Below are 16012 nucleotides of genomic sequence, written 5' to 3' on the forward strand. Positions count from 1 at the left end.
TCGGAGTGAATGAGTATGAAGATATTAATCATTGAAGACGAAATCAGAATTGGAAATTTGCTAAAAATATACCTAGAACGGGAATCATTCCAAGTGGAGGCTGTATTGCACGGAGACACCGGGCTAGATAGAGCACTTCATGAACATTTCGATTTAATCGTTTTAGATGTGTTAATGCCAGGTAAAGATGGATTCACAGTGCTCGAGGAACTTAGAAAAATAAAAACAACGCCTACCATTATGCTTTCAGCAAAGTGTTCAGAAGAAGATGTTAAACGAGGTTTTGACTTAGGGGCAAATGATTTTATCGCCAAACCATTTAGCCCTGGAATGGTTGTTACAAAAATCAAAGAAATTTTATCAATTCCTAGTTAGAGCACCTTTCGTGCTTCCTTCGGGAATTGTCCAAATCCAAAACAAATTCATTCCATAGATTTGCCTCAAACTCGAAGCACAGTAAACTGCCCGCCTTCAAATAGAGTCTTCCATTACTGTTTTTATTTTTTGCGTTACCCAAGAGGGTGATGAATACTATTTTACAAAAAACAAAAAATAGCAGTATAACAATCCCTATTTGTTTGGATTATTATACTGCCGGCTAAAAATTATTTACATAGTATTTACTATTGTTGCTCAGAAAGTTTCTCAGCAGCATATGGAATAATCCCAGCTGCTTCTTCACCAAATGGATCGATTTCTTGCGAATGGATGACACTGCCATTTTCATCTATGATAGCAAACCCTCTAAGTGATTGGGGTTCATGGTCGTCATGTGGGTCTCTTAAATTTGCTTTCCCAATAATTTCAAAGTTCGGATCACTTACTAAGGGATAATCTAATTGTAATTTTGTTTTAAGTTGATTGTGTTCCTCTTCAGAAGAAGTACTCACTGCATAAACGGTACCAGGAAATTGACTAAATAATTCTTTTTTGTTTTGCAACTCGACCAGTTGCGATTGACAGTAGTCTCAGCCAACCCCTGTAAAGAAAAACACAAGTGCAGGAGTATCAAGATTTTCTATTTTCGCGATGTTCTCCTGTTCATTCTGAACGGGTGTTTCATTTTGAACAGCTTCTTTTGGAGAAGATTCTTCATTTTGAACAGATTCTTTACTAGAGTTTGAACACCCAACTATTAATGAAGCAAATATTAAAAACAGAACTAGACTATATACCTTTTTCATCTTTCCCTCCTAAAATATAACCAAATAGATTAAAATGTAGTTTAAACAGCTCGTAAAATACCTATATGGGTATTCCGATAGTCGCAATCAACTGAGTTATTCTTGAATTCATTTATATTTTTATATACATTCAGGATGATATCTCATTCCCATTAACTTAATTAGAGAAACTTTTTCCGTTCTTCTTCAATTATTGAGGAATAAATTTCAGATTCAGAATCTAAAAATTGAGCTTCATCCTCCACCATTAATACAGGATTATTCTTTTTCCACTTTCCGATTAAAAAATACAAAAGGATCGTAACAAGTACAATTAACAGAAGTGGTGTAACCCAAAGTGTAAGGTTAAATCCTTTTTTAAGTGGTGCTTTTAAAGCAAATTCGCCTTGTTCTTTCACGTAATAATCAAGAATATCCTGTTTTGTCATACCTTTTTCAAACATTTCTGCTACTTCTTGATAATATAATTGTTTTACACTACAAGATGAATAGTCATCATTTCCATGTCCATCCATATCTAGCATATCAACAGTAGCCCTAAATTCCGGATTAGAATAATCGAAATTATCCTTTAGTCCACCATCTGCCGAAACTGCTGTAGCACTAAAAAAGATTAGTAGCCCAAAGACAATAACATAAATTCGTTTCATAAAAACCTCCATTTTTACTCATTATTATTTGTTCTAAGCTTTCCCTCCTCTTAAAACCCACCGGGGTATGTTTGGTTACAATATTATTATAATACAATAATTAATAACAAGACCTTCAAAATATTAATTATTTGAAAACATTTGAAATGCGGCAGCTACAGTACATATCGCCTTACTATATCTATCTAAACTTTAGGTAGAAAAAAACAAAACACAATTTTCATATATTACTAATCTAAAACAATAGAAAACATTATATACTGGATAGGGTATCAAAATCACTTTGAGAGGAGTCAGAACATGAAAAGAGCAGTCATCTTAATAACAACATTTCTTTTCCTACTCTCTGGATGTTCAACAGGAGAAAATAATGAAACTTCCAATGAAAATGGAAAAATTGGAAAGAGTGGAGAATTCAAATCATATTCTTCCGAGCAAAAGAAGGAAGAAACTTCCGAACAAAACAGTTATACATCAATCACTTCTGATAAAGCAAAGGATTTACTAGCAAAAGGTAATGTCGTCATTATTGATGTTAGGAAACCAGAATTCTTTTTAGAAGCTCATATTCCAAATGCACAAAATATCCCTCTCGATGGGCTAGAAGCTAGACTGGCAGAATTGGATAATAGCGGCACTTATTTAATGGTTTGTAAAACTGGAAAAACATCAGAGACAGCAAGTGAATTACTTGCTAAAAACGGGTTTAACAATTTGTTTAATTTAAGTGGCGGCATGGATGCATGGACTGGAGAAATAGAAAAATAAAATTTTGCTCTTAGATCCATATTTAAGGTGAAACTACAACCCACAGGGCATTCAAAGAAACCTGAATTCAATTGAATTCAGGTTTTGGTTTATTTTAAATTTTGGGGAAGGTCTTTTTTCCTTGCAAACACTATTCCATATTGCAATTCATTAATTTTGTGAACACTTGCTTCCACTTGAAGTTTCTTAACGGTATTAGCCAACTCCTCAGATGAAATCCGTTCATGCAGCGGCGGTCCTGATTCCGACTCGACTTTTTCCCATTCAATAATCAATGCTCGGCCTTTTGGTTTCATCATATTAAAAATTTGTATAAGCACTTGATCTAGATCCTTTACCTCATGCAAGACCAGCGAAGTAATAACCTTGTCTACCGATTCCTGCTGAAATTCCATGTCTTCAAGGCTGCTTTCTACATATTCAATATTACTTACCCCCTCATCTGCAGCACGGCCCTTTAATTTCTCCAGCATCTGTGGCTCGATATCAACAGCAATGAGCTTCTTTTTGGTCATTTTTGCAAAGGGGATGGAGAAAAATCCGTTGCCAGCCCCTAAATCAGCTATCGTATCATCTTGAGTGATGCGCAATAAATCCGCCATCTTTGCAGGCGATAATAACTTTTCCCTTTTAGGATCAATTAACAATTCAGCCTTTTTAGGATTAAAGCGATGTCCAGACATGAAAATCCTCCTTTTATATGTCTAAAGGAATAACCTATCATTTGCGATAGGTCCTTCTATTTTATCTTGATTAAACTTGCAGCACTTTAAATTCTCCACCACCGAATAATGTCTTTGTATAATCAATTTTTGCATGATCAAAATAAGACATGTCTCTTTGGTTTACTAAAAACTGTATACCACTAATTTCCGTTATTTCATCTGTTTCTAAAGCTGACTCTTCCAGAGCCAGACGAAGCTTTGGACCCCCTCAGCCAACAACCATAGTAAAGCGGATTAAAGGTTTTGTTCCCTCATCGATAACATCTTGAACTTCGCGTTTTATTGCTGAAATCGCAGCATTCGTTACTTTGACCATTTTAGTACCTCCATCGCCTTTATATTCCGTCTGTATCTATCAAACACCCAATATGCCTACGCGGGTATAGATTAAAGTTAATCAGTGATCTTGTCAAAGTTTTTGCTTTAGGGGACTGCTTCAAAAATGACTTCTAATTGAAATCTAGCTTAAAAAAAGCTGATCAACTTATTCCTCCCACTATTATCGGTTGATGCTACTTATTATATTTATTCATCCAAATATTAGCACTCGCTAATTTAGTAAATAAACATTTACAATAATAGCGAAGTTAGTTTGATTTTACATAAAAATAGTAATATAATATGTACTACCAACACAGAAAGATGGTTGTTATGATAGAAGAAATTATGAAAGAATACATCGCTCTGATACCAAATGTCTTTGGGAATTTTAGCAAAATAAATGAGGAAGCTACCGATTTATCTCATCTGCAAAACCATGTCATTGAATATATGTACATGCAAAACAAAGCATTAAATCTTAAAGACATTAGTCTTGGCCTAAACGTAGCTAAGCAGCAGCTGACCAACATTATCAAAGACTTAGAAGCAGACGGCTATATTATTAAATCCCCTGACGCCAAGGATGGACGGGCTGTTCTAGTTTCCCTCACCGCAAAAGGTAAAGAAACACAAGCGAAAAAATGGCAAAAGATTCACCAGAGTTTTACCGAGAGTTTACATCAGTTAAATACGGAAGAAATGTTGGATTTACAATACGCCCTTCACAAGGTGAATTTTCTGTTTAAAAAAATGGAGAAGTAATGTTACAGCAACACGACTATTAGGAGAGATAATCATGAATTCCCATAAAATCAACTTATCTGAAGAAAAAGAAACCCTGCTAATTACTTTGCAGGCAAAGGCGCTAGACAGTCGTTCAACAAATTCAATTCTCCAAGATAAAATGGCACAACAGATTCTTAACATGATCGATTATGATTTTGATAAAATCAATACTTTTGGTAATGAAATTATGGTCATTAGAGCTAAACAATTGGATATTTGGCTTGCGGAGTTTATTAGCAATAATCCCCAGGCAACCGTCCTTAATCTTGGCTGTGGCTTAGATACAAGAATATCAAGAATCAATCCTCCTTCAACAGTTCAATGGTTTGATGTTGATTTTCCTGAAGTGATTGAATTGCGCAAGTCCTTTTTTGAGGATCGAGACGGTTACGAAATGATTCCGTCTTCGGTGACGGAACTGAACTGGTTGGAGCAGATTCCCCAGAATAACCCTGTGATGATTATTGCCGAGGGAATTTTGGAATACCTAACTGAAGATGAAGTTAAGAAGCTGCTTAATCGGCTGACGAGTCATTTCCAGGAGGGGCAAATTGCCTTTGACATTATGAACTCATTTGCAGTCAAATCCGGCCAGGAACAACTAAAGGAAACAACCGGAGCAGTTCACAAATGGACGGTCGATGATATCCATGATGTAGACAAGCTAGATACTAGCTTAAAGCGAGTCGCAAATTTATCCATTTTCACATCAAAATTGGTTCGGAAGCTTCCGTTCAAGACCCGATTACTTTATTCGGCGATGTGCATGATTCCTAGTTTTAGAAACATGATGCGAGTGGTTTTATGTCAACTACCCCCACTGAGGTGAATCTTTTCAGTGGGGGCTTGAGTTCGAACTCTAGGTCTTCTCGTCTATTGCTAGACCGTTTGACGCTCTAGAATTCATGCCACGTTACAGTGACACCCCAAGTTATTTTTTGGTCGGTACTGGTGACGAACTATCGTTTTCCCACTTGCACCCTCCCTACAATGAGTTAAGGTTTTCCGAATGGATACAGAAAAGTCATAGCCTTACGAGCTATGTACTACAAGCTCCGGCACAAATGTGACGAATACACATGGATGGTTGACGCACCCACTAAGCCATGCGCTAGGCAACAGCCTTACGTTTTTGCACAGCCAATAAGAATGGCGTCTTCACTCTGAGATTTTCATTAAATTCTACAACTTCTGATTTCCGTAGGGTGTTTAACGCTCCGTTGATGTCAGCGTGAATACATTTTCCTGATTTACTTTGGTACAGACCACGAGTGATTCGCTTGCCACTGAAGTGGTAGCTGGTTTTATCGTCTTTTGACCAAACAGGCATACTGTCTCTATCTAGGAAACTAGCTTTTGAGGTATAGCTTTCTTCTTGTCTAAGAAAACGGATGCCTTCTTTTAAACATTTATTTTCTATGGCAGATATGAGTTTCTGAAATGGAATATGGACAAACTGCTGATTGTTCTTTTTTCCCATATGGCATTCTTGCTTCCAGCCCACGTTGTAACCAACTGCTATGGTATCAATATTATATTCCTTAACTTTTTTAAACAACAAGCCGACGATTTGTGAGAAATATCCATTGATTTGGTGCTCTCGTTTGTTCCAGAGTTCAGCTAGTTTATTGGTCACAACTCGTTTGGAAATGCCGTTTTCGATATTTTTCTGCTGTAAATTGCTTATAGCTTTATTGAAGTGTTGGTTGATGGATTTTAACTTTTTTCCATCAATTAAGAAGGCGTCTCCTTTGTTTGTTGCACAACTCAATAATCGGTCTACACCTAAATCACCACTCAAAGCGTTTATCGTGGTCGTTGATTGTTTCTTCATTTGAGCCACATGCACCTCATAGGTGTAGTGCACCTCAAAGAACCGACCTTTTTGCTTTGGTTTGATTTCAATGTAGGAGATTTTCTGGTTTAACAAATTTTTAGGCATACGGATTTTGATAGAGCTGAAGCGTTTTCTGAATTCCACGTTCATGGGAATCGTCCAAAATCCATCTTTGTCTACTTTCGGAACTTGATAGATTTCAATAATCCTCTTTTCAGTGGAGCCAGAATACCTCGGAAACTTAGGACGACCAGTGAATTTTTCAGGAGTTTTCTTCCATTGTTCCAATGCTTTAAAAAAGCTCTTTGTTTCCGAAAACAGTGTTCTACGAATAGCTTGAACGGAGTTTGATTGAATGCCCCAATAATTCACATCCGCTTGCATTGCAGCGTCCACTTCGTTTACAGTAGCCATTCTTCCGTGGTTCAAGTAGCATTGCTTTATCGCGTATAACCCGACGTTTCGCAACGCTTTTGAACTATGAGTCATGCGTTGAAGCAACCGGAATTCTTTTGCGGCAAGGCTAGTTCGTCCGAGATTCTGTTTTTGAGTGAACCTTTGAATGTTTTCAAGTTTCTTTTGTTTCCGCAATACTTTAACTGCCTTTTTCCTGGTCATTTTGTTCACCACCTTTCTCAGAGAGTTAATTAGGATTAGGTTTTATCTGAGGGAAATCACGTTTTACGAAACGAGAACTAACACTTTTGTAGCTGTTAATAGCTTTTGACAAATCGATATTTGGAACTGAACGAAACAAAATATGAACGTGATCGCAATCATGGTTCCATTCTTCTACTGTAAGTCCTTTTGGCTCAAGTAATCATATGAAATGTTCTTTCAGATAATCTGAAATCTCATCGTTTACTACTTTTCTGCGATACTTAATGACGAAAACCAAGTGATAGTAGAGTAAGAACACTGAATGATTATTACTATCTAATTTTGTTATTATATCAATACACTTCCCATATATGACTAATTATATCACTAGCACAAATAATATGCGAACGTTTGTTCTTGAAACGGTGGGGTAATTATGCAAACCAAACATAAGATTTCAGCCTATCGGCTGACGGCAATTCTTCTCCACCTGAATTGTTGGGCTTCGCCCGTAACACAAATCAGATGGAGTCTTCTTGCCGAAAAGGATAAAGTATAAACACTATAAGGGTGACCCGAATTTTACATTTTCGTGACACCCTTGATACTAAATATTTAATGGGCTCTTGATTCACCAGAATCAGTAATCAGCAATTCGACCTTACAATGAACTGGGACCTCACTAAATGTTTGATCCCAATCTTTTTTAACCTTTTCCCACAATCTTGGATATTTTATCCGTATCTGTGCTCCAAAGCCACCAACATCAACTTGAAATTTCCCTTGCATTTTTTCAACAGTATTCATAACCAAGCGTTTCACTTCTTTTTCTAAATCTTTTTCTGCATTTTGATGGTACTTTTTTTCCTCAATTTTATTGGAATCGTTCCAATTTTCCGTTATCCGCCCATCCGTTTTAATCTTGACATCAAAAGAATTAATCTTTCCATTTGCAACATGTGGGATAATTTTACTTTGCATGGATTTGGCCTCATAAATAATGATTTGCCCTGTCTTGTTATCATGGATTTTAACCACTCCACCTTTCCCCTTTCCAGACAGCCATGTAATCCCTTCTACCTCCTCTTCACTCAAAAAACCTATCAGTTTGTTTGTTGTTCCGTTGATTACGCTGGCTCCAGAAAATTTTATTTCTCCATCCCTTCCTATGATATTTTGCATTAGAAAACTCGAGCCAGAATGAATTTGGCTTTCGATTTTCACCAGTGACAACGGTGCGAGCATCCTTGATGTCCTATATAAATTATCAGCGATTCCAAGAATCCGTATCGCCGGTATTTCCCCTGACTTTTTAGTTTCCATTAGATCACGAGCTATTCCCCTGCTGATAAACACCTGACAACTTGGCCTCATTTCGTTATCCCGAAAAAAAAAGCTTAGTAATTGATCTAAACTAAGGGCTCGTGCTGCTTTTTCACCGATGATGATGACTTTTGTATGATGGAAAATAATCGGTCTATCATTTCGTAAGGATACCTCCCGGATAAGTTGATGAAAGGAGTCTCCTGTTTCCGAAATATTGTTATAGCTTTTTTGTTGAGAACCTCCTTTATTTTCTAAACCATCCGCTTTTGGATTAATAATTTGATGGGTTAATGTGATTAAATCTTTTTTTTGATATGCTCCGTTTTCTTTTTCTAGCTGTTTTTCAATAGTGGTTTTGGCGGCTTTATCGATTGCTAAGCCAACACTAATACTTAATTCTTCAATCTCGTGACTGCTAAAGCAACCTGTAAGGGAAAACATCAGCAATGTACATCCAAAAAGTTTACTGAACCTACTTAGCTTCATGTTTTAACCTCCTTACTTTTGAGATTATAAGCAGAAGAAGCGGGATGATACTAAAAAACCAAAGACCCGAAGTGCTAATAAACTTGCCCATAGTAGATAAATCTTTAAGCGTTTTGGGAACCATTGCCAAAATATAAATGACCGGCAGTAATCCAAACAGAGGTAAGCGAATGTTTTTTTTCAAAATCTGTGATAGCCCTAAACTGGCGGCATAGTAAGTAATCGTATAGGAAGAAAATATTTGCATAATCCAGATTACAAGTAATAAAGACTCAAACCGTTCAAATATTAAGCCAGGCAATTCATAGCTTCTGATTAGCGAAATAGTTGGCCATATTCTCATCACAACCCCATCTGTGGATAATGCGCCAATGACCATCACAAACGTTGTCATATAGAAAACCATTGGGATCGAAACACCAACGAAAACAGCCTTCACCCCTTTCTTTGGATGCTCCATAAAGGCTAAAAGAAGAAGCATGATTTCTGTCCCGCTAAATGCCAAAGTCGTTGTTCTTATCCCTTTTAATACAGGGATTATCCCCTTCCCCAGAACTGGACGCAAATTATCTAACTCAAAGATTTTCAAACTCATTAAGGAAACTACAAGAAAAAGTATGATGGTAATAGGAAGAATAATTTCAAAGAGTCGAGCAATTGAGGTGATTCCACCTAGGATTAGGAAAAAACCTATCCAGATAAAGGGGATGATAATGGCCCACATTGGTGTGCCTTCAAGTAAAAAAAAACTGGTCACTTCACCCATTACTCTAATCTCTAATGCGGATAGTGATGAAAAATAAACGATGAGGATAAGACTAATCAACCTACCGGCCCATTTGCCAATGATATCCTGATTGTATTGATAAAAGGTTTTAACCGGAAACCTTTGGCTTAATTTTACCATGATGATTCCCATCAATGTCGCAACGATTCCCCCCAAAAATACACTAATCCAGCCATCTGGCGTATTCATTTCTTCAACTAGAGTTCTTGGTAATGTGAGAATCCCAGATGCAAGAATGTAATTGATTATAATGACTGCTGCTTGTGAATTCGTAATCTGTTCTTTCGAACTAATTGGTATCATGGTCTTAGCTCCTTACCAAAGTAAACTAATCTTTCCGTTTTAGATTCTTTGGTTGCAGCATCTTTGGCCGACTCTGCATCATGAATAGCGGCATACGAACCAAAAAATCTTTCCAATCGCTGAGGCGATATGGAGCAGGAGGACTAACATATGGAATTCCAAAACTCTTCAGCCTTACTAAATAACTGCCAAGGAAAAGCATAAATAATATGATTCCATACAATCCCAATAAAGCAGCGCTAAACATGGCGATAAATCTAAGAAAACGCAACGAAATTCCAACGCTATATTGTGGAATCGCAAAAGAGGCAATAGCTGTTATCGCCACAACGATTACCATAATAGGGCTGACAATCCCTGCCTGAACAGCAGCCTCCCCAATCACAAGCCCACCAACAATGCCGATTGCTGGACCAATTGGCCTCGGTAAGCGAAGACCGGCTTCTCGTAATATTTCGACGGAAATTTCCATAATCAACGCTTCAATAATGGCAGGGAACGGAACACCTTCCCGTGACCCGGCAATAGACATCACTAACTTAGTCGGAATCAATCCTGGGTGAAATGAAATAAAAGCAATATACATCGCAGGAGCTAATAATGAAATAAACGCTGCAAAAAAACGCAACAGACGAATAAGGGTCCCGGGGATCCAACGTTCATAATAATCTTCGGGAGATTGCAATAGCATGCTTAATGTCACCGGGACGATTAACGCAAAAGGTGTCCCGTCTAACAAGATGGCTACTCGACCTTCCATCAATGCCCCCATAACACGGTCAGGTCGCTCGGTATTCTGTATTTGTGGAAATGGACTGAGATAGTTATCTTCAATGAGTTGCTCAATGTAGCCAGATTCCGGTACATAATCAATATTGATTCTCTGAATTCTATTTTTTACTTCTTCCACTATTTCCGGGTTTGCAATTCCCTCAACATAGGCAATAACCAGCTCTTTTTTTGAAGTCTTTCCAACTTGGAATTTGGTTAAGAACAAATCGCTCGTTTCACCGAGTCCCCTTAAAATAGCAGTATTGTCGCTTAAGGATTCCGTAAATCCGACTCTTGGTCCTCTCACTAAAGCCTCGGAACTGGGTTCTTCCAACGCACGTTTCATACCTTTTGCTGTACCAATAATCATGATATCCGATTCACCAGCTAATAAAAGTGCCGCCCAGCCAGTCAATACTTTAGACACCAAATCACTTATATTTTGAATCTCTTTTATCTCACTAGCGGGAAGGAGCTTATTTATTATAAAATCGAGAGATATCCTGCCAGCTTCAATATTGGCTTCCTTGCTGTGTTGTTCAGAAAAATCAGTCATCAGTGATTTCATAATATGCTTTTCGATAACGTCCTTATCGGACAAGCCATCCACATAAATCAACATGGCCGGGACCTCGGTTGCTCCCAAGTAAAAATAGCGAAAATGCACGTCCGAATGTGGACTTAATTGTTGTTTAATCCGTTCCGAATCGGTATGAAAATCGCCAGTGAAACCATCCATCGTTTCTTCATGTACCTTGCTATGATTTTTTGTGTGATTTTCATTGGCTTGATTTTCTCCATTTCCATTTTTCCATTTCCAAGATTTCATCTTTTCACTCTTTCTCAGAATTCTGAATGCTACTAAATATACTTGAACATAAATACGGAATAAAAAATACAATAAATGCTTGGACAAACACTGTCCAGTTTGGAAAATAGCGAACAATAGTTTCCATCATACTACTCATCCCCAAATTAAATTGACTGTAGGTTAACAACCCTATATTTTCCAAAATTTAATTTTATATGAGCAGTTTGTTAAATTAACTTTTCAACTCATTCAAATAATCCTTTGAGTATGATTTAAATTCTAATTTTGATATAATAATTTTGATTAATACTATTCGGGGGTTATTTATAGTGAAAAAGATTCTTGTGTTTACACTTCTGTTCTATCTAACATTGATTCAATCCGCCTACGCACATACTGGATTAGAAAATTCTTCACCTCAAAATGGAGAAGTAATCAAGCAAGAATTGAAGCAAATTACCTTGACGTTTGAGACGAAGGTAGAACAAGGCAGTACATTAGAACTCCAAAATTCTACTGGGGAGCCTGTACTAGTTGAAAACATCGCCTTATCAGAAAATGAAATGGTTGGAAGTTTAAAAGATCCGTTAAAAAATGGGGAATACATAGTCAATTGGAATATCATTGGAGCAGATGGTCACCCAATCGAAGGACAATATACTTTTTCTGTTGATGTCCCTGTAACTGAAGTACCGACTCCTGCAGAAGATCAGGTTGAATCAGCAGATGAAGCACAACCCCAATCAACAGTGGAAAAGAAAAAAACAGACACGGTAAACGAAACAGCTACTGAAGACGTTCAACAAAACAAACTTCCCTCCTATATAGTTCCGGTCATCATAGTGATATTAGCCATCGTTGTTGTCGGAAGTTTCTTATTTATGATGAAAAGGAAAAAATAGCAGATGACTTTCGTGGAAACGATTACTCAAGCAATCATCTATCTTTGTTTTGCAATTCTTCTAGGGAGCTTTATTTTAGCTCTCGTACCACAAGTAAATAAACCTACAATCTCAATCCCAAAAGGCGCTTTGATGACAGCCACCGGGGGCATTGCCCTCTTATCTTTTATCCCGGTTTTCCAATTGATTTTATATCTTTCTCCGGGTATCGGTTATCTTCAAACTATGCAATCCGTTTTATTTACGTTTGAAGTTGGGAAAGCATGGCTCTTCACTTTCATCATAGCGACTATCTTATTTATTTTTATCGTTTGGTTTGATTATCGGAAAAATAAATCCTATGCTTACATTGGAATTGCTATCGTTTTTATTTTAATTTTAGGATTAGCCTGGTCCAGTCATGCCAGTTCCTTAGACAAAGTTGTAGGATTTATCAGTCATACAGCCCATTTTACCGCTGTTAGTATCTGGGTAGGAATCCTTTTTGTTGTGAGTTGGTTCGCAAAAGATTACTCGAATTGGGAAAGCTTTTTAAAATGGTTCTCACCAACGGCAATGTTTTGCCTCGTAGGTACCATCATTTCTGGATTCATTCTGATGAGCTTTGTGGTGGAATTCAAAGATTATACTAATTCTTGGATGCTTCCGTATGGACAAACTTTATTGATTAAACATTTATTGATGATTCCATTACTTGTATATGCCCTAATCAATAGCATTATTTTAAAAAAGAAATTATCAAATCAACTCTTTAACCCTTTACCTTGGGCGAGAATGGAAAGTATCATCGTTTTGCTAATTTTTTCGGCAACAGCGGCCTTAGGACAGCAATCGCCTCCGCATGAAACGCTCTTAACAGAAGAAGAGATTTCAAGTTTATTTACCATGTTTTATCAGGGGCAATTTCAGCCAGGGATGACAGTCAATTTAATGCTGAATGCGACCAGTATCGCTTTGTGCGGTTTAGCTCTCCTTTTCATCGCCTTAATGATGCTTTCTTTTATAAAAAAAGCGCCTGTAATCCTATCGATTTTGATGAGTGTACTATTGGTTCTCTGCTTATATTTATCAATAATGCTCGGTATTCAATAAGTTTTCTAACAGATTTCGCCATAAAAATACACTTGAAACACCATAACGCGGCAGCTCAAGTGTATTTTTAATCTTTTATCTAAAAAACGTTTGAACTAGCAGAAATATATTTAAAGTAATAATCAAGCTTGCAATAACCCATGCCGTTGCGGTGGTAATTGTCTTATTCACCAAAGACTTCATAATTTTGGGGTCGCTCGTAAACATGATTAAAGGGACTAATGCAAATGCAATCCCAAACGATAGAATCACTTGACTTACTACAAGAGCTTTTGTTGGATTTATCCCCAATAAAATTATCGCAAGTGGTGGAATCATTGTAATAAATCGTCTCAAGTAAAGTGGAATTCTCCGCTTGAGATACCCCTGCATGATGACATCTCCTGACATCGTACCAACGGATGAACTGGATAGTCCTGCAAACAACAAACCTACCCCAAATAGGATAGCAGCAGAAGAACCTAGTAAATGATTAAATTGTTGATAAGCAACATCAAGCTCTTCTACATTAATGCCTGCGTTATGAAATAAGGCCGACGCTACAATGACCATACTGGCGTTGATGCCACCAGCAATAATCATCGCAATAATGACATCAACCAGTTCAAATTTAAATATCCTTTTGCGTTCTATGTCATTTGTTCCGACAATTCGCTTTTGTGTCAGAGCAGAGTGTAAATAAATCGCATGTGGCATAACGGTTGCCCCAAGCATTCCTGCTGATAATAATACACTATCTACCCCTTGAAACTTTGGTATAAAAAAGCCCGCTATTATAGGACTTACTTCTGGCTTGGCATAAAATACCTGTACTCCAAAAGCAATGACGACGATAAAAATCATCCCAGTAATGATGGCTTCTAACGGACGAACGCCTCGACGTTGTAATTCTAAAATCGCAAAAGATCCGATCGCTGCAATGAGTGCTGCTAAGATCATCGGGATTTTAAAGATTAAATATAGCCCTAAAGCAGCCCCAATAAATTCTGCAAGATCAGTTGCCATTACTACCAGTTCAGCTTGAATCCATAATAGAATCGTGGCTTTTTTAGAAAATTGATCACGACAGATCTCTGGGAGATTCTTTCCTGTAGCAATTCCTAACTTTGCTGACATCGTTTGAATCAGTACAGCCATAAGGTTAGAAACTAATATGACCCATAGTAAGGAATAACCGTATTTTGATCCAGCAGCAATATTCGTAGCGTAATTACCTGGGTCAATATAGGCGACAGCAGCAATAAAGGCCGGTCCTAAAAAAGGTAATACGCTTTTAATTCCCCTTGTTTTTCCAGTTAAGGATGAAGTGGCATGGTTTTGCAATGCCTGGTCATTACTTTTAATTAATTGGGAAGATGTACGAACTTCCATAGAATGATACCTCCAAAAAATATTAATCCATCTTTCCCATGCGACAAAATGTTTCCTTAAGACAACTTTTTAAGCTATACGATTATTATATGCGCAGTTTGTAAAATGTCAAAGTATTTGATTTCCTTTCCATTCTTAATTCCATGGGGATTTAAGTTCGGTGGAACTCAACCCTTAAAATAAAAACAAGCAAGGCACCCTACGGAATTAGAACATAGGGAACCTTGCTTTATTCATCATGAAAAATTATAGTATTTCAATTCTACGATTCATGTTTTCGTGTATTCTAAAGAAAATATCTCATAGGAATTAGGGTAAAATTCTTAAATGGTGATGCTTCGTATCGCTATCATGAGAGGATCGTAAATACCCTCCCAGTAATATTAATGAAGCGACCAGGTAAAGTGCTGTAAATACCACAAAGAAATAAGTATCATCCGGACAGAAAACCATCGACAAATTAAAACAGAAGTGAACCCAGAAGGCATAAAAAAGGTTATCGGACTTCTTCATGATAACTGCCATGATAAAGGTCAATGCTGTCAGAAGTACTAAATTTTCAATGATATAAAGAAGCAGCGACCATCCGCTGTAATCGGTTGAGACAAACCAAAGTGGCGCGTGCCAGAACGCCCAGATAACACCCAAGGTAATGTTTCCTCTAATGAATCCGAATCGCTCCTCTAATTCCGGACGTAAGTAACCACGCCAGCCCGATTCCTCACCGGAAGCTCCCTGTAAAAGCGTAAACAACAGGGCACTCGGCAGTATGGACGAATCAAAGATAAGCTGCTCGTTGATGGACGTATTTTGGGTTGCAGCTATAATTAACGCCGATAATATGAGAACGCCTGATGCGATGACAAATACAAATAAAATCTGGCCAATATGTAATTTTTCTTTGAAAGCCTTTTGATAAAATTCCTTTATAGTTAGACCGGGCTTGAGATTTTTCAACATAACAAGAAGTACAATCGTCGGAGACCAGCTGCATATTACAACAACCCATTGCATCGCCGTAGGCGTACCATGTAGTACCTGTGATACCAGCCCGCCAAGTCCTAAGACCATTACCCAAAACAACAAGTATGCATTGATCACATACTTCCACATTACATTTAACCTTTTCCCTTTCATGATACTTCGCCCTTTCTTTTCATTAAATAAAAATCATCGGGAGAATAGAATCTTGATAAAACCATTTTACTACTTATGGAATTCATAGGCGAAAAAAATCCGCTTATATTTAAGGAAATATGATTATTTCCCAATATAAACGGAATTTGTCCGGC

General features: G+C 37.4%; 16 protein-coding genes and 2 pseudogenes. 6 read left to right on the forward strand and 12 right to left on the reverse strand.

The annotated features are described in order from the left end of the window. Window positions 1-15: 15 nt before the first annotated feature. Window positions 16-375: a response regulator transcription factor gene (locus HHO41_RS12990; RefSeq protein ID WP_169099290.1), complete on the forward strand. Its 360-nt coding sequence runs from the start codon at window positions 16-18 to the stop codon at window positions 373-375. Window positions 376-623: 248 nt separating this feature from the next. On the opposite strand, the pseudogene HHO41_RS12995 reads toward HHO41_RS12990, so the two are convergent. The 3 genes and pseudogenes from HHO41_RS12995 to HHO41_RS13005 all read right to left on the reverse strand — a co-directional run. Continuing rightward, window positions 624-953: pseudogene (locus tag HHO41_RS12995) on the reverse strand (redoxin domain-containing protein); the annotation flags it as partial. Window positions 954-968: 15 nt separating this feature from the next. Next, window positions 969-1184 (reverse strand): hypothetical protein, encoded by a 216-nt coding sequence (locus tag HHO41_RS13000; protein ID WP_169099294.1) that lies wholly within the window; start codon window positions 1182-1184, stop codon window positions 969-971. Between the two features lie 161 nt (window positions 1185-1345). Further along, entirely contained in the window at window positions 1346-1834 is a 489-nt protein-coding gene (locus tag HHO41_RS13005) for a cytochrome c-type biogenesis protein CcmH (protein ID WP_169099296.1), read from the reverse strand. Between the two features lie 300 nt (window positions 1835-2134). Between HHO41_RS13005 and HHO41_RS13010 the strand changes: the two genes are divergently transcribed. Then, window positions 2135-2602 carry a rhodanese-like domain-containing protein gene (locus tag HHO41_RS13010; protein ID WP_169099298.1) on the forward strand — a complete coding sequence of 156 codons (468 nt, stop codon included), beginning with the start codon at window positions 2135-2137 and terminating at the stop codon, window positions 2600-2602. 89 nt (window positions 2603-2691) lie between these two features. On the opposite strand, the gene HHO41_RS13015 is transcribed toward HHO41_RS13010, so the two are convergent. Then, a complete protein-coding gene (locus HHO41_RS13015; RefSeq protein ID WP_169099300.1) occupies window positions 2692-3285 on the reverse strand; it encodes a class I SAM-dependent methyltransferase in 594 nt (197 codons plus the stop codon). Window positions 3286-3978: 693 nt separating this feature from the next. Here HHO41_RS13015 and HHO41_RS13020 point away from each other — a divergent pair. Together HHO41_RS13020 and HHO41_RS13025 are read left to right on the forward strand one after the other, a co-directional pair. Then, the gene (locus HHO41_RS13020) at window positions 3979-4410 is read left to right on the forward strand and encodes a MarR family winged helix-turn-helix transcriptional regulator (RefSeq protein ID WP_169099302.1); all 432 of its coding nucleotides are present in this window, start codon (window positions 3979-3981) and stop codon (window positions 4408-4410) included. A 34-nt stretch (window positions 4411-4444) separates the two neighbouring features. After that, the gene (locus tag HHO41_RS13025; RefSeq protein ID WP_169099304.1) at window positions 4445-5263 is read left to right on the forward strand and encodes a class I SAM-dependent methyltransferase; all 819 of its coding nucleotides are present in this window, start codon (window positions 4445-4447) and stop codon (window positions 5261-5263) included. Between the two features lie 282 nt (window positions 5264-5545). On the opposite strand, the gene HHO41_RS13030 is transcribed toward HHO41_RS13025, so the two are convergent. The 6 genes and pseudogenes from HHO41_RS13030 to HHO41_RS22650 all read right to left on the reverse strand — a co-directional run bounded on the left by HHO41_RS13030 (window position 5546) and on the right by HHO41_RS22650 (window position 11503). After that, a complete protein-coding gene (locus HHO41_RS13030) occupies window positions 5546-6889 on the reverse strand; it encodes an RNA-guided endonuclease TnpB family protein (RefSeq protein WP_169099307.1) in 1344 nt (447 codons plus the stop codon). Between the two features lie 40 nt (window positions 6890-6929). Further along, window positions 6930-7223 (reverse strand): annotated as a pseudogene (gene tnpA / locus HHO41_RS13035) (IS200/IS605 family transposase); the annotation flags it as partial. Between the two features lie 263 nt (window positions 7224-7486). Further along, complete coding sequence (locus tag HHO41_RS13040; protein ID WP_169099309.1) at window positions 7487-8683, reverse strand: Ger(x)C family spore germination protein; 1197 nt, start codon at window positions 8681-8683, stop codon at window positions 7487-7489. Further along, window positions 8670-9773 (reverse strand): spore germination protein, encoded by a 1104-nt coding sequence (locus HHO41_RS13045; RefSeq protein ID WP_169099311.1) that lies wholly within the window; start codon window positions 9771-9773, stop codon window positions 8670-8672. Before HHO41_RS13045 ends, HHO41_RS13040 begins: the two co-directional genes overlap by 14 nt. 25 nt (window positions 9774-9798) lie before the next feature. After that, window positions 9799-11373 carry a spore germination protein gene (locus HHO41_RS13050; protein WP_169099312.1) on the reverse strand — a complete coding sequence of 525 codons (1575 nt, stop codon included), beginning with the start codon at window positions 11371-11373 and terminating at the stop codon, window positions 9799-9801. Between the two features lie 4 nt (window positions 11374-11377). Beyond that, entirely contained in the window at window positions 11378-11503 is a 126-nt protein-coding gene (locus tag HHO41_RS22650) for a hypothetical protein (protein WP_282434283.1), read from the reverse strand. Between the two features lie 181 nt (window positions 11504-11684). Here HHO41_RS22650 and HHO41_RS13055 point away from each other — a divergent pair, with 181 nt between their 5' ends. Beyond that, entirely contained in the window at window positions 11685-12257 is a 573-nt protein-coding gene (locus HHO41_RS13055) for a copper resistance protein CopC (RefSeq protein ID WP_169099313.1), read from the forward strand. 3 nt (window positions 12258-12260) lie between these two features. Beyond that, window positions 12261-13349, forward strand: a complete 1089-nt coding sequence (locus tag HHO41_RS13060) for a copper resistance D family protein (RefSeq protein WP_169099314.1) — start codon at window positions 12261-12263, stop codon at window positions 13347-13349. A gap of 75 nt (window positions 13350-13424) precedes the next feature. Here HHO41_RS13060 and HHO41_RS13065 read toward each other — a convergent pair whose 3' ends face one another. Beyond that, complete coding sequence (locus HHO41_RS13065) at window positions 13425-14720, reverse strand: Nramp family divalent metal transporter (RefSeq protein WP_169099315.1); 1296 nt, start codon at window positions 14718-14720, stop codon at window positions 13425-13427. 309 nt (window positions 14721-15029) lie between these two features. Continuing rightward, window positions 15030-15857, reverse strand: coding sequence for a CPBP family intramembrane glutamic endopeptidase (locus HHO41_RS13070; RefSeq protein WP_169099316.1), 828 nt, complete (start codon window positions 15855-15857; stop codon window positions 15030-15032). Between the last annotated feature and the right edge of the window lie 155 nt (window positions 15858-16012).

It is taken from the genome of Bacillus sp. DNRA2, assembly GCF_012843265.1.
GTDB lineage: Bacteria > Bacillota > Bacilli > Bacillales > Cytobacillaceae > Bacillus_BU.

What these genes read in the sequence shown, in the direction of transcription:
- HHO41_RS13020 (WP_169099302.1), top strand. Translation starts at nt 3,979, where the DNA reads ATGATAGAAGAAATTATGAAAGAATACATCGCTCTGATACCAAATGTC.
- HHO41_RS13070 (WP_169099316.1), bottom strand. Translation starts at nt 15,857, where the DNA reads ATGAAAGGGAAAAGGTTAAATGTAATGTGGAAGTATGTGATCAATGCA.
- HHO41_RS13030 (WP_169099307.1), bottom strand. Translation starts at nt 6,889, where the DNA reads ATGACCAGGAAAAAGGCAGTTAAAGTATTGCGGAAACAAAAGAAACTT.
- HHO41_RS13025 (WP_169099304.1), top strand. Translation starts at nt 4,445, where the DNA reads ATGAATTCCCATAAAATCAACTTATCTGAAGAAAAAGAAACCCTGCTA.
- HHO41_RS13040 (WP_169099309.1), bottom strand. Translation starts at nt 8,683, where the DNA reads ATGAAGCTAAGTAGGTTCAGTAAACTTTTTGGATGTACATTGCTGATG.
- HHO41_RS22650 (WP_282434283.1), bottom strand. Translation starts at nt 11,503, where the DNA reads ATGATGGAAACTATTGTTCGCTATTTTCCAAACTGGACAGTGTTTGTC.
- HHO41_RS13065 (WP_169099315.1), bottom strand. Translation starts at nt 14,720, where the DNA reads ATGGAAGTTCGTACATCTTCCCAATTAATTAAAAGTAATGACCAGGCA.
- HHO41_RS13000 (WP_169099294.1), bottom strand. Translation starts at nt 1,184, where the DNA reads ATGAAAAAGGTATATAGTCTAGTTCTGTTTTTAATATTTGCTTCATTA.
- HHO41_RS13010 (WP_169099298.1), top strand. Translation starts at nt 2,135, where the DNA reads ATGAAAAGAGCAGTCATCTTAATAACAACATTTCTTTTCCTACTCTCT.
- HHO41_RS13005 (WP_169099296.1), bottom strand. Translation starts at nt 1,834, where the DNA reads ATGAAACGAATTTATGTTATTGTCTTTGGGCTACTAATCTTTTTTAGT.
- HHO41_RS13045 (WP_169099311.1), bottom strand. Translation starts at nt 9,773, where the DNA reads ATGATACCAATTAGTTCGAAAGAACAGATTACGAATTCACAAGCAGCA.
- HHO41_RS12990 (WP_169099290.1), top strand. Translation starts at nt 16, where the DNA reads ATGAAGATATTAATCATTGAAGACGAAATCAGAATTGGAAATTTGCTA.
- HHO41_RS13060 (WP_169099314.1), top strand. Translation starts at nt 12,261, where the DNA reads ATGACTTTCGTGGAAACGATTACTCAAGCAATCATCTATCTTTGTTTT.
- HHO41_RS13015 (WP_169099300.1), bottom strand. Translation starts at nt 3,285, where the DNA reads ATGTCTGGACATCGCTTTAATCCTAAAAAGGCTGAATTGTTAATTGAT.
- HHO41_RS13050 (WP_169099312.1), bottom strand. Translation starts at nt 11,373, where the DNA reads ATGAAATCTTGGAAATGGAAAAATGGAAATGGAGAAAATCAAGCCAAT.